The organism is Samsonia erythrinae (assembly GCF_004342665.1).
Classification (GTDB): Bacteria; Pseudomonadota; Gammaproteobacteria; order Enterobacterales; family Enterobacteriaceae; genus Samsonia; species Samsonia erythrinae.
On the sequence record NZ_SMBY01000001.1, the window covers coordinates 276210 to 288734 of the forward strand.

A 12525-nucleotide genomic window follows, 5' to 3' on the forward strand; every position below is an offset into this window, starting at 1 on the left:
TGTTCCATGATGTATCAGGAACAAGGGAAGCGGCGTGCGGAAATTAACGGGCGTTTTCTTTGATGAAGCTGCTTACGCTGGTGTCTTGCGCCATGTCGTTGATGACATCACCCAGCACCGTATTAACGGCATCGGTAATTTTTTCGTTGCTGGCGGTAAATGCGCCTTGAACGTTATAGGTTGAGCGGTAGTTTTTCACCTGCTTGTTTCCGTTCGCGGCCTGAGAAATGATGGAGATGTCCGCTTTCGTCGTGATGTTGTAACGCAGGTTGCCTTCGGAGACATCGGCATAGAGGTGGTTAACCACGATTTGCAAGGCTACCGGGCCACCGGTCCCAATCATATAACCCCGGGCGGCCATTTGTTTTTCCAGCGCTTCTTGCAGCAGGAAGCGCAGGTCGCGGGAAGGCGTCAGGGTGATCAGTTGACCATCACGATTCACTTTCGCCAGCGCTTGATCGGCACGCTGATCTGCGCCGTTGATGCTGATTGTCACGCCCATCAGGCTCGGATCCTGTGAAGGCAGGCTGATTTTCGGAGTGATGTTGAGCGTATTGCTTTTTGCCGCACAGCCCGCAAGCAAGATCGCGGTCAGAAAAGGGAAAAATAATTTTTTTAACATTCGTATGTTCTCAATAATGATTGGTGTAGTGAGCCGATAAATATTGTTGGTATCATATCATCGCCACGGGCAGGAAAAAGAGCGGATAGCGGGTAAATTGTCCTGAAATTTATCTTTCTTATCGTGATGACCAGGAAAATACGTCTACCATGTTAACAGCGTTGACGATATATCAACCGTTTGAGAACGCGTTCTTTTCGTCGTGCCGTTTCTACGCATAACACATTGAAAAGCGTTAAGGTTATAATGGTTAAGACGCCGATGAATGACCGGAAAGGGCGTGAATATCAACTTTGCCTCAGGCCGAAAGGGTAGCCGTATGATGCGTGAAACGATCGAAGAAAAATTGCGTGTGGGGTTTGAACCCGTTCATTTAGAGGTGAGTGACGAAAGCTATCGTCACAATGTGCCCGCGGGCGCGGAAAGCCATTTTAAAGTCGTAATGGTCAGCGATAAATTCGACGGCGAGCGCGTGATTGGGCGTCATCGCGCGGTCTATGCAGTGCTGGCTGAGGAACTGGCGGGGTCGGTGCATGCGCTGGCGCTGCACACCTACACGACCAAAGAGTGGCGGAGTTTACAAAATGCCGTTCCCTCTTCTCCCCCGTGCGGCGGCGGTGGCATCCTGTCTTGATTCATCGCGAGAGCCGGTTGCTGACATCCCGGACGCCTGACTGACAAAAGTGTGAATAGGCTGCTGTAATAGTCTCGCTGCCGTTCTCGACTCATCCTGTCTATATCGCTATAATGCCGCGTCTATTTTTCCGGAATGTATTCGGGACGCTTCTGACTACAGGGGAACAGGGAGTGGCAATTTCCCGGTTCTGCGAGATTGATTCAAGCTGTGCGCCTTGGTGACAGTTGTCTGAATGAGCCTTGCTGTCGTGAGAATAGTTTTGGGGTTGACCGAGCACTGTGATTTTTTGAGGTAACAAGATGCAAGTTTCAGTTGAAACCACCCAAGGCCTGGGACGTCGCGTAACGATCACCGTTGCTGCGGACGTCATTGAGAATGCGGTGAAGAGCGAGCTGGTCAACGCGGCCAAAAAAGTACGTATCGACGGTTTCCGTAAAGGCAAAGTGCCGATGAATATTGTTGCTCAGCGTTATGGTGCCTCCGTGCGTCAGGACGTATTGGGTGACCTGATGCAGCGCAATTTTGTTGACGCGATCATCAAAGAAAAAATTAATCCGGTGGGTGCGCCGAACTATATCCCTGGTGAGTATGCCGTTGGTGGGGATTTCACTTACTCTGTTGAGTTTGAAGTCTACCCGGAAGTTGAACTGAAGGGGCTGGACGCCATCGAAGTGGAAAAGCCGATTGTCGAAGTCACCGATGCCGACGTAGATACCATGCTGGAAACGCTGCGTAAGCAGCAGGCGACTTGGAAAGAAACCGATCGCGCTGCGGCAGCGGAAGATCGTGTGACCATCGATTTTACCGGCTCTATCGACGGTGAAGTTTTTGAAGGCGGCAAAGCGTCCGACTTCGTTCTGGCAATGGGTCAGAACCGCATGATCCCCGGTTTTGAAGACGGTGTCGTCGGGCACAAAGCGGGCGAAGAATTCACTATCGACGTGAACTTCCCGGACGATTACCACGCTGAAAACCTGAAAGGGAAAGCGGCTCAGTTCGCGATCGTCCTGAAGAAGGTGGAAGAGCGTGAACTGCCTGAACTGACCGAAGAGTTCATCAAACGTTTCGGCGTCGCTGACGGTTCTCAGGAAGGTCTGCGTGCCGAAGTACGTAAAAACATGGAGCGTGAGTTGAAAGGCGCGGTGCGCAACCGTGTGAAAACGCAGGTTCTGGACGGGTTGGTTAATGCCAATGAGATTGATGTTCCTGCTGCGCTGATCGAGGGCGAAATTGATGTTCTTCGTCGTCAGGCGGCACAGCGTTTTGGCGGTAATGAGAAGCAAGCGCTGGAATTACCTCGCGAGCTGTTCGAAGAACAAGCCAAACGTCGCGTCGTTGTCGGTCTGTTACTGGGTGAAGTCATCAGCAGCAACGAACTGAAAGCAGACGAAGATCGCGTTAAGACGCTGATTGAAGAGATGGCTTCCGCTTACGAAGATCCGCAGGAAGTGATCGAGTTCTACAGCAAAAATAAAGAGCTGATGAACAATATGCGCAACGTTGCGCTGGAAGAGCAAGCGGTTGAAACCGTGCTTTCCAAAGCGAAAGTTGTTGAGAAGGCAGTCAGCTTCAACGAGCTGATGAATCAAACAACGGCGGCGTAACTTTTTTAAAGGTTGCTTTCGCGTAGCGTTACGCTTTCCTGTCAAAGCCCGTGCCTTATGGCACGGGCTTTTTGCTGATGATTTGGCGGAAATCTGAGCCCGTGCGGGAAAGCGATTCGGTCGCCTTTGGCGTTGAATGTGCGAGGACTGGCAATCAAGAGGCCAAACGTGCTCCGTAAATTGCATTATTATTATGTCAGGCAACGCGTTAAATCGCTGGCTTAGGGGCCGGACATGCGGCGCAATAAAAGAATTGGTTCTTTAATAGGGAACAATTGATGGTGTAAGCTTGATATACAGTGTGCGTGCCCCAATTCATTGAAGTGTAAGAGCTGGCTTGGCAGGTAAGGATGTTCGGCCATCGGGTGGGGTGTTCAACATGGGCGGGGCCCATAGTCATCCTTCCCTATCTTTAGTAGAATTGGACAATGCAATAAAAGTGCCGGACGCATTTTATCTAGGAGACGTGAATGTCATACAGTGACGAACAAGAAAGACAAGCATCTCAAATGGCGTTAGTGCCGATGGTGGTTGAACAGACCTCGCGCGGCGAGCGTTCTTACGATATCTATTCCCGTCTGCTAAAAGAACGGATAATCTTCCTGACCGGTCAGGTGGAAGATCACATGGCGAATCTGGTTGTGGCACAGATGCTGTTTCTGGAAGCGGAAAATCCGGAAAAAGATATTTATCTGTACATCAACTCGCCGGGGGGCGTCATCACTGCCGGCATGTCTATTTATGACACCATGCAGTTTATCAAGCCGGATGTCAGTACCATTTGTATGGGGCAAGCTTGCTCAATGGGGGCGTTCCTGTTGACGGCGGGCGCTAAAGGCAAACGCATATGTCTGCCTAACTCGCGCGTTATGATTCACCAGCCGCTGGGTGGATTCCAGGGGCAGGCGACAGATATTGAAATCCACGCCAAAGAAATACTGAAAGTAAAAGCCAAAATGAATGAGCTGATGGCCAAACACACGGGACAGCCTCTTGAAGTGATAGAGAGGGACACCGAGCGCGATCGTTTCCTCTCTGCCAATGAGGCAGTAGACTACGGTCTGGTAGACTCCGTATTCACGAACCGTGGGTAATGCTCCGCCATCTTAGTGGTCTGGCGTGGCGAACAGTGTTCGACCGATAGTCTGTTGTGCGAGGTTGTATTGCACGTATTGGCTATAAATATTGGCGTACTCTGTAGCGGTATCGCTGTGGTTGGCCTGCGGGCAAAAGACGAAGAAGAGGTTTGACTCATGACAGATAAGCGCAAAGACGGTTCAGGAAAGTTACTGTACTGTTCTTTTTGCGGCAAAAGCCAGCATGAAGTGCGTAAGCTGATTGCCGGGCCGTCAGTGTATATCTGCGATGAATGTGTTGATTTATGTAACGACATTATTCGCGAAGAAATTAAGGAAGTAGCGCCCCACCGTGAGCGCAGTGCGCTGCCGACGCCGCATGAAATTCGCCGTCACCTTGACGATTACGTCATTGGTCAGGAGCAGGCCAAGAAAGTGTTGGCTGTCGCAGTGTATAACCATTACAAGCGTTTGCGTAATGGTGACAGCAGCAACGGGATAGAACTGGGTAAAAGTAACATTCTGCTGATTGGCCCGACAGGGAGCGGTAAAACCCTGCTGGCTGAAACGTTGGCGCGTTTTCTGGATGTTCCGTTCACGATGGCGGATGCCACCACGTTGACTGAAGCCGGTTATGTCGGTGAAGACGTTGAGAACATCATCCAGAAGCTGTTGCAAAAATGCGATTACGATGTGCAAAAAGCACAGCGCGGGATTGTTTACATTGATGAAATCGATAAGATTTCCCGTAAGTCAGACAATCCTTCTATCACCCGTGACGTCTCCGGCGAAGGGGTACAGCAGGCGCTGTTGAAGCTTATTGAAGGCACCATCGCCGCCGTTCCGCCTCAAGGCGGGCGTAAACATCCTCAGCAGGAGTTCTTGCAGGTCGACACCTCCAAGATCCTCTTTATTTGCGGGGGCGCGTTTGCCGGTTTGGATAAAGTGATTGAGCAGCGGACCGATACGGGCCGCGGCATTGGCTTTAACGCGACGGTCAAAGGCTCTTCAGATAAAGCGACGGAAGGGGAATTGTTAAGTCATGTTGAGCCGGAAGATTTGATTAAATTTGGTTTGATCCCTGAATTTATTGGCCGTTTGCCGGTGGTTGCGACACTGAAAGAGCTGAGCGAAGACGCGCTGATTCAGATTTTACGTGAGCCGAAAAACGCGCTGACCAAACAGTATCAGGCGCTGTTCAATTTGGAAGGCGTCGAATTGGAATTCCGTGATGAGGCGCTGACGGCGATCGCTAAAAAAGCGATGGCGCGCAAGACCGGCGCGCGCGGGCTGCGTTCCATCGTGGAAGCCGCCCTGCTGGAAACAATGTACGACCTGCCTTCGCTGGAAAGCGTGGATAAAGTCGTCATTGATGAATCCGTTATTGCAGGCCAGTCTGAGCCGCTATTGATTTACGGCAAGCACGAGGCGCAACAGGCTTCCGGTGAATAATTAACCAACTGAAATCTGTATTGAAAGATGAAAATGGGGGATCTTATCCCCCATTTGCTTTTACGCGTATTCTGGTCGTTGAATGTGAGACATTTATCCCCATATACTCAAATATGTATTTGGTGAAACCCGTGAAGACTGCGTTTCACGAGATTCCCTTAACCTGGCGGAAACGAAACTAAGAGAGAGCTCTATGAACCCTGAGCGTTCCGAACGCATAGAAATCCCCGTATTGCCGTTGCGCGATGTGGTGGTTTATCCGCACATGGTCATTCCGTTGTTTGTTGGTCGGGAGAAATCGATTCGGTGCCTTGAAGCCGCAATGGATCATGATAAGAAGATCATGCTGGTGGCACAGAAAGAAGCCTCAACGGATGAGCCAAGTATTAACGATCTTTTCTCGGTAGGGACGGTCGCCTCTATTCTGCAAATGCTCAAGCTGCCAGACGGCACGGTGAAAGTGCTCGTCGAAGGGCTTCAGCGCGCGCGTATCACTACGCTCTCTGACAGCGGCGAACATTTCGCGGCGCAGGCCGAATACCTTGATTCGCCGGCGATTGATGAACGTGAGCAGGAAGTCCTCATGCGCACGGCGATCAATCAGTTTGAGGGATATATCAAACTGAATAAAAAAATCCCGCCGGAAGTCCTGACGTCTCTGAACAGTATTGATGATGCCGCGCGTCTGGCGGACACCATCGCCGCGCACATGCCGCTGAAACTGGCCGATAAGCAGTCTGCGCTCGAAATGTCCGATATTACGGAGCGTTTGGAGTACCTGATGGCGATGATGGAATCCGAAATCGATCTGTTGCAGGTTGAGAAACGGATCCGCGGTCGCGTTAAGAAACAAATGGAAAAAAGCCAGCGTGAGTACTATCTGAATGAGCAAATGAAAGCCATTCAGAAAGAGTTGGGCGAGATGGATGACGCGCCGGACGAACACGAAGCGCTAAAACGCAAGATTGAAGCGGCGAAAATGCCGAAAGATGCACGTGAAAAAGCCGAAGCTGAACTACAGAAGCTGAAAATGATGTCGCCGATGTCGGCGGAAGCGACGGTGGTGCGCAGCTATATCGACTGGATGGTACAGGTACCGTGGAATGCGCGCAGCAAAGTGAAGAAAGACTTGCTGAAAGCGCAGGAAATGCTGGATACCGACCATTACGGTCTGGAGCGCGTAAAAGAGCGCATCCTGGAGTATCTCGCTGTCCAGAGTCGCGTCAGCAAGATTAAAGGACCGATTCTGTGTCTGGTGGGGCCGCCCGGCGTGGGTAAAACCTCGCTTGGCCAGTCTATCGCCAAAGCGACCGGACGTCAGTATGTCCGTATGGCGCTGGGTGGCGTGCGTGACGAAGCGGAAATCCGCGGGCACCGCCGTACTTATATCGGTTCAATGCCGGGCAAGCTAATCCAGAAAATGGCGAAAGTGGGCGTGAAGAACCCGTTGTTCCTGCTGGATGAGATCGACAAAATGTCTTCCGACATGCGTGGCGACCCGGCATCGGCCCTGTTGGAAGTGCTCGATCCCGAGCAGAACGTCGCGTTTAACGATCACTATCTGGAAGTCGACTACGACCTGTCCGATGTGATGTTCGTTGCCACGTCCAACTCGATGAATATTCCGGCTCCGTTACTTGACCGTATGGAAGTTATTCGTCTTTCCGGCTACACCGAAGATGAAAAACTGAATATCGCCAGGCAGCATCTGCTGCCAAAACAGATTGAACGCAATGCGCTGAAAAATGGCGAACTGTCGGTAGAAGACAGCGCAATTATCGGCATAATCCGTTACTACACGCGGGAAGCCGGCGTGCGTAGCCTGGAGCGAGAAATCTCCAAATTGTGTCGCAAGGCGGTGAAAACGTTGTTGATGGATAAATCCATTAAACATATCAAGGTCTCGGGCGATAACCTTAAGGATTTCCTCGGGGTGCAGCGTTTTGACTATGGTCGTGCAGATGATGAAAATCGTGTAGGGCAGGTGACCGGTCTGGCGTGGACGGAAGTCGGCGGCGATTTGTTAACGATTGAGACCGCTTGTGTGCCGGGTAAAGGGAAACTGACCTATACTGGTTCTTTAGGTGAAGTGATGCAGGAGTCGATTCAGGCAGCACTCACCGTCGTTCGCGCCAGAGCGGAAAAACTGGGTATTAATGCCGATTTTTATGAGAAGCGTGATATCCATGTCCACGTTCCTGAAGGGGCAACGCCGAAAGATGGGCCAAGTGCGGGTATTGCTATGTGTACTGCGCTGGTTTCTTGTCTGACCGGAAATCCGGTTCGTGCCGATGTGGCGATGACAGGGGAAATTACCCTGCGTGGTCTGGTGCTGCCGATCGGCGGGTTGAAAGAGAAACTGTTGGCTGCACACCGTGGCGGTATCAAAACGGTATTGATTCCAGATGACAATAAGCGCGATCTGGAGGAAATTCCGCAGAATGTCATTGCCGATCTGGAAATCCATCCGGTGAAGAGTATTGAGGAAGTATTAGCGTTAGCGTTGCAGAATGCGCCTTATGGCATACAGGTGGTATCGCCTACTAAAGTTAAAGCCAGGGCAAAATAGTGACCTATCGCAAAAACCCTTGAGAAAAACGGGGCTGGTGAGTGAAATCATGCTTGCCAGCTTTTTTTTGTACCGCTAAGTTAGAGCACTGTTAGTTCTAGCCGTAACTTGCTAAGGTCCGACAGGATTGATATAAAGCTAAAGTATCGCGTTTGGGGATATGACAGCGCGATAAGAAAATTCCAGAGGGGATGAGAGAGTGAACAAGTCACAATTGATCGACAAAATTGCCGCAGATGCTGATATTTCCAAAGCGGCAGCAGGGCGTGTGTTGGATGCAATTATTAGTTCCGTTACTGAATCCCTGAAAGAAGGGGATGATGTTGCTTTAGTTGGCTTTGGTACTTTCTCAGTGCGTGAACGTGCTGCGCGTACCGGTCGCAACCCGCAAACTGGTAAGGAAATCAGTATTCCAGCGGCGAAAGTACCAGGGTTCCGAGCTGGTAAGACGCTGAAAGACGCCGTTAACTGATTATTACGTCACAGGTTTGGGGGATGGCTATTTCTGGCTGCCAAACATTACCTGACGCGAAGATATTGGTAAGGTAAGATACGAGGCGCATCATTTTTATGATGTGCCTTTTATTTATGGGCTATACATATCCGCACCCGGCAGGACGCTGCAAAGGTGGCGTTAAAACAGCATGCTGTTTTCTCTAACATCGCGTTGCTGGTCGTTTGGCGGCGGACATTAAGCTTAATGCGCCCTAGCCTTGTATTGGGCTATAGCAATCGCAAGGATGCATGGCCCCGGCCAGCGCAGGGAGTGTTATCCATTCTACAGCGGAGTGTTGTCACATTATGATGGACAATTTACGTACGGCCGCAAATAACGTCGTGCTCAAAATTATTCTTGCTTTGATCATTTTATCATTCGTTTTAACCGGCGTTGGTGATTATCTTATTGGTGGTTCAGGCGATTACGCGGCAAAGGTGAACGGGCAGGAAATTACCCGGGCACAGCTTGAGCAGGCGGTACAGAACGAGCGCAACCGTCAACAGGAAGCGTTGGGAGAAAACTTCTCTATATTGGCGGGCAATGATGGCTACATGCAGCAGTTGCGTAAACAGGCGCTTTCTCAACTCATTGATGAAACCCTGCTGGATCAGTATGCCGACAAGCTGGGGCTGAACATCAGTGATGAGCAGATTAAACAGGCGATCTTTGAGGTTCCCGCATTTCAGACCAACAATCGTTTTGACAATGAAAAGTATCTGGATCAGGTTCGTCGTCTTGGCGTAACGCCGGACATGTATGCGCAGATGCTGCGCAAGCAGCTGACGTCGCAACAGCTGATTCGTGGGTTTGGCAATACGGCGTTCCTGTTGCCGCAGGAGATCGACAATCTGGTGAAACTGGCGGCGCAAGATCGTGTTGTTCGCCTGGCAACGCTGGATATTGCGGGAAAAGCGAAGGCTCAGACGGTTGCTGACGATGAAGTCCAGAGCTATTACGAGCAGAACAAAGGACGCTTTATCGCACCGGAAGAATTCAAAGTCAGCTATATCATGCTGGATGCCGCGAGCATTATGGATAGCGTGAAAGTCGATGATGCCGCTATCAGCGATTTCTATGAACAGAATAAGAACGATTATTCTCAGCCTGAGCGTAAGAAATTCAGCGTGATTCAGGTGAAGGACGAATCCGATGCGAAATCTGTTCTGGAGGCTTTGAAGCAAGGTGGTGATTTTGCGACGCTGGCAAAAGATAAATCCACGGACGTCATCTCACGTCGCAACGGCGGCGATCTGGGATGGATGGACGAAAACAGCATGATTGATGAGTTAAAGCAGGTGAAACTGACCGAGAAAGGCCAGATTTCCGATGCGATTAAATCATCCGTTGGCTATCTGATTGTGCGTTTGGATGATGTTCAGCCGCAGCAGGTCAAACCGCTGAGCGAGGTGCGCGCCGACATCGCCGAAAAGGTGAAGCACGAAAAAGCGCAGGATGAGTTCTATGCTTTGCAACAGAAGGTGAGCGAAGCGGCCAGCAACGATAACGAGTCCCTAGCCTCGGCAGAAGAAGCGGCTGGCGCGAAAGCGACACAAACAGATTGGTTCACGCGCGAGCAGGTTCCGGCAGCCCTGAACTTCCAACCGGTCACGCAGGCGATCTTCAATGGTGCGTTGCTGGGAGAGAACGGCTCGGCGGGTAACAACTCTGATGTGATTAACGTCGATGGCGACCGAGCTTTTGTGCTGCGTATCGCCGACCATAAGGCTGAAAGTACGCGTCCGTTGGATCAGGTGCGTAATGAGATAGTGGACTTGCTGAAACGTCAGAAGGCAGAACAGCAGGTTCGCGCTGACGCAGAGAAGATCCTGGCTGAGTTGAAACAGGGCAAGGACGATGCGTTGAAGGCGGCTGGATTGAGCTTTGCGCCGGCAAAAACGATCTCTTCTATTTCTCAAGGCGATGCAACGACTGAGGCCATTTTTGCCATGCCGCATCCAGAGAAAGATAAACCGTCTTACGCAATGACTCAGGATCAGGCGGGTAATGTTGTGCTGGTTGCCCTGGATAGCGTTACGCCACATCCGCTGAATGAGCAGCAAAAAGAGCAGTTTGCCAACCAGATTCAACAGAGCTCTCTGGGGTCAATGTTTGACTCTCTGTTGGCCAGCTTGCGTAATGAAGCGAAAATCAAGCTGGGTAATGCCGCACAGGAACAGCAATAAGCCTCGCAGAAATTTGCAAATTATTGCAACAATCAAAGGCCGCTTTCGCGGCCTTTTCCACATTTAAATTCTGCTGTTTGCGACTCGCACCGGCATGCGGCAAGGTAGCGGTGCTGTCACATACATGGAGGAAACAGCATGAAGAAATCGGGAATAAAAGTACTGTGCTTGATGATTGGCATGAGTTTGTCTGGATTACCGCTACTGACTCAGGCGGCAGCGAAAGCTGAAAGTACGGTAACGACGCTGAAGCCTGCATCGTCCGAGCAGAAAGTGGATAACGCAACGCTTCCTGACGGTGATGAGGATGAAGTGAGTATTAATACGGCAAGTGCGAACGAGCTGGCTAACGTTATGAATGGCGTCGGTCTTAAAAAAGCGGAAGCGATAGTCAACTACCGCGAGCAAAATGGTCCTTTTACCCAGCTCGATCAATTAATCGAGGTTCCTGGCATTGGGGCGGCATTGGTTGAACGTAATCTCTCTCGTCTAAAACTGTGATATTGGTCGCAGCCCGGCTGAGTTTTTCATCTGGGCTGTAGACCTCTGCTAGGCTACTTGTCAGGTCGTATCCGTTGTTGGTGTTGTCACTGGAGAAAGCGTGCTATGCAGACTTACATTACCGTTCGTGGCTATCATATTGATGTTTATCAGCATGTTAATAATGCTCGCTATCTGGAGTTTCTGGAGGAGGCGCGCTGGCAGTGGCTGGAGAGGTTGTCAGTTTTGGACTGGATGACGAGCCGCAACGTGGCTTTCGTGGTAGTCAACATCAATATCAATTATCGTAAGCCCGCCGTTCTCGGCGATGTACTGTGTATCGATAGTGACTTATTGCAACTGAATAATAAAAGTGGCGTGATCCGTCAGAAAGTGATGCGACGGTCTGATGGCGATGAGGTAGTTGATGCCACGCTAACGTTTGTCTGCATCGACCGGGAGACGCAAAAAGCGCTGCCGCTGGAAGGGGAACTGCTGGAACACTTGAATGAGTGTCGGCATAAGCAGGCAACATCAGGTTAGCGCTGTGCCGGACGGCTCTATGCTTTCTTGTCGTAACCTGATGTTGTGATGCGGAGAATGTTAGCTTAAACCCGTTTTTTGCTTGAGGGACGTCATCACGGTGTTGGCATCGTTTTGGTACTGGGCGAGCCCGTTGGCCCGTAAATGGCAAGCGGCACAGTGCCCGCATCCATCACCCTTTATGCCGTTATAACAGGTCAGCGTGTGATACCGGACGGTATCAAGTTGTTGGTAGTAGTCCGCCAGCGCCCAGGTTTCGGCTTTATTAAGCCACATCAGCGGCGTTTCAAAGCGGATATCGCGGGCGATTCCCAATACCACAGCCTGATTCAGCGCTTTGACAAACTCATCGCGGCAATCTGGATAACCGGAAAAATCGGTTTCACATACGCCGGTAATGACGGCCTCCGCGCCAACCTGATAGGCGTAGATCGCTGCCAACGTCAGGAACAGGATATTTCTTCCCGGAACAAAGGTGTTAGGAATGCCTTGTGCATCGGCGTCATAATCAGGAACCGGGATGTTATCGCGTGTCAGGCTACTGGTGGCGAGTTCATTCAACAAGCCGACATCCAATACTTTATGTGCCGTTGCCCCTAGTTTTTGGCTGAGTTCACGGGCGATATCAATTTCTGCGCGATGGCGCTGCCCATAGTCGAAGGTTATACAGTGGACATGGTCATAATGTTGCAGCGCCTGAATCAGGCAGGTTGTGGAGTCTTGCCCACCGCTAAAAACGACAACAGCATCCTTCATTCTTCATTCACCTTAATACCGAGCGAGCCGCAATACAGTGTATGCAGTGCGGCGTAAAAGCCTTATGTTACCTCAAAGAGGGTTGGTATTCAGCGCCATGCGCG

11 protein-coding genes are annotated in these 12525 nt (G+C 50.8%); 9 read left to right on the top strand and 2 right to left on the bottom strand.

What is annotated here, in order from left to right; translation table 11 throughout:
• Nucleotides 1-43 precede the first annotated feature (43 nt).
• Nucleotides 44-622, bottom strand: a complete 579-nt coding sequence (locus EDC54_RS01205; protein WP_132452450.1) for a lipoprotein — start codon at nucleotides 620-622, stop codon at nucleotides 44-46.
• Between the two features lie 319 nt (nucleotides 623-941).
• Between EDC54_RS01205 and bolA the strand changes: the two genes are divergently transcribed.
• The 9 genes from bolA to EDC54_RS01250 all read left to right on the top strand — a co-directional run bounded on the left by bolA (nucleotide 942) and on the right by EDC54_RS01250 (nucleotide 11665).
• Nucleotides 942-1256, top strand: coding sequence for a transcriptional regulator BolA (gene bolA, locus EDC54_RS01210; protein WP_132452452.1), 315 nt, complete (start codon nucleotides 942-944; stop codon nucleotides 1254-1256).
• A gap of 302 nt (nucleotides 1257-1558) precedes the next feature.
• A complete protein-coding gene (tig, locus tag EDC54_RS01215; protein WP_132452454.1) occupies nucleotides 1559-2863 on the top strand; it encodes a trigger factor in 1305 nt (434 codons plus the stop codon).
• A gap of 470 nt (nucleotides 2864-3333) precedes the next feature.
• Nucleotides 3334-3957, top strand: coding sequence for an ATP-dependent Clp endopeptidase proteolytic subunit ClpP (clpP, locus tag EDC54_RS01220; RefSeq protein ID WP_132452456.1), 624 nt, complete (start codon nucleotides 3334-3336; stop codon nucleotides 3955-3957).
• A 159-nt stretch (nucleotides 3958-4116) separates the two neighbouring features.
• Nucleotides 4117-5391, top strand: coding sequence for an ATP-dependent protease ATP-binding subunit ClpX (clpX, locus tag EDC54_RS01225; protein WP_132452458.1), 1275 nt, complete (start codon nucleotides 4117-4119; stop codon nucleotides 5389-5391).
• A gap of 193 nt (nucleotides 5392-5584) precedes the next feature.
• The gene (gene lon, locus EDC54_RS01230; protein WP_132452460.1) at nucleotides 5585-7960 is read left to right on the top strand and encodes an endopeptidase La; all 2376 of its coding nucleotides are present in this window, start codon (nucleotides 5585-5587) and stop codon (nucleotides 7958-7960) included.
• Nucleotides 7961-8159: 199 nt separating this feature from the next.
• Nucleotides 8160-8432, top strand: a complete 273-nt coding sequence (gene hupB, locus EDC54_RS01235; RefSeq protein ID WP_132452462.1) for a nucleoid-associated protein HU-beta — start codon at nucleotides 8160-8162, stop codon at nucleotides 8430-8432.
• 329 nt (nucleotides 8433-8761) lie between these two features.
• Nucleotides 8762-10642: a peptidylprolyl isomerase gene (gene ppiD, locus EDC54_RS01240; protein WP_132452464.1), complete on the top strand. Its 1881-nt coding sequence runs from the start codon at nucleotides 8762-8764 to the stop codon at nucleotides 10640-10642.
• Nucleotides 10643-10780: 138 nt separating this feature from the next.
• A complete protein-coding gene (locus EDC54_RS01245; protein WP_132452466.1) occupies nucleotides 10781-11143 on the top strand; it encodes a ComEA family DNA-binding protein in 363 nt (120 codons plus the stop codon).
• 105 nt (nucleotides 11144-11248) lie between these two features.
• Nucleotides 11249-11665: an acyl-CoA thioesterase gene (locus EDC54_RS01250; protein WP_132452468.1), complete on the top strand. Its 417-nt coding sequence runs from the start codon at nucleotides 11249-11251 to the stop codon at nucleotides 11663-11665.
• Between the two features lie 60 nt (nucleotides 11666-11725).
• On the opposite strand, the gene queC is transcribed toward EDC54_RS01250, so the two are convergent.
• On the bottom strand, nucleotides 11726-12421 hold the full coding sequence (queC, locus tag EDC54_RS01255) for a 7-cyano-7-deazaguanine synthase QueC (protein ID WP_132452470.1): 696 nt from the start codon (nucleotides 12419-12421) through the stop codon (nucleotides 11726-11728).
• Nucleotides 12422-12525: the final 104 nt, after the last annotated feature.

Excerpts from the sequence above, each read along its gene's own strand:
- EDC54_RS01250 (WP_132452468.1), top strand. The coding sequence starts at position 11,249 with ATGCAGACTTACATTACCGTTCGTGGCTATCATATTGATGTTTATCAG.
- clpX (WP_132452458.1), top strand. The coding sequence starts at position 4,117 with ATGACAGATAAGCGCAAAGACGGTTCAGGAAAGTTACTGTACTGTTCT.
- tig (WP_132452454.1), top strand. The coding sequence starts at position 1,559 with ATGCAAGTTTCAGTTGAAACCACCCAAGGCCTGGGACGTCGCGTAACG.
- EDC54_RS01205 (WP_132452450.1), bottom strand. The coding sequence starts at position 622 with ATGTTAAAAAAATTATTTTTCCCTTTTCTGACCGCGATCTTGCTTGCG.
- clpP (WP_132452456.1), top strand. The coding sequence starts at position 3,334 with ATGTCATACAGTGACGAACAAGAAAGACAAGCATCTCAAATGGCGTTA.
- lon (WP_132452460.1), top strand. The coding sequence starts at position 5,585 with ATGAACCCTGAGCGTTCCGAACGCATAGAAATCCCCGTATTGCCGTTG.
- queC (WP_132452470.1), bottom strand. The coding sequence starts at position 12,421 with ATGAAGGATGCTGTTGTCGTTTTTAGCGGTGGGCAAGACTCCACAACC.
- bolA (WP_132452452.1), top strand. The coding sequence starts at position 942 with ATGATGCGTGAAACGATCGAAGAAAAATTGCGTGTGGGGTTTGAACCC.
- EDC54_RS01245 (WP_132452466.1), top strand. The coding sequence starts at position 10,781 with ATGAAGAAATCGGGAATAAAAGTACTGTGCTTGATGATTGGCATGAGT.
- ppiD (WP_132452464.1), top strand. The coding sequence starts at position 8,762 with ATGATGGACAATTTACGTACGGCCGCAAATAACGTCGTGCTCAAAATT.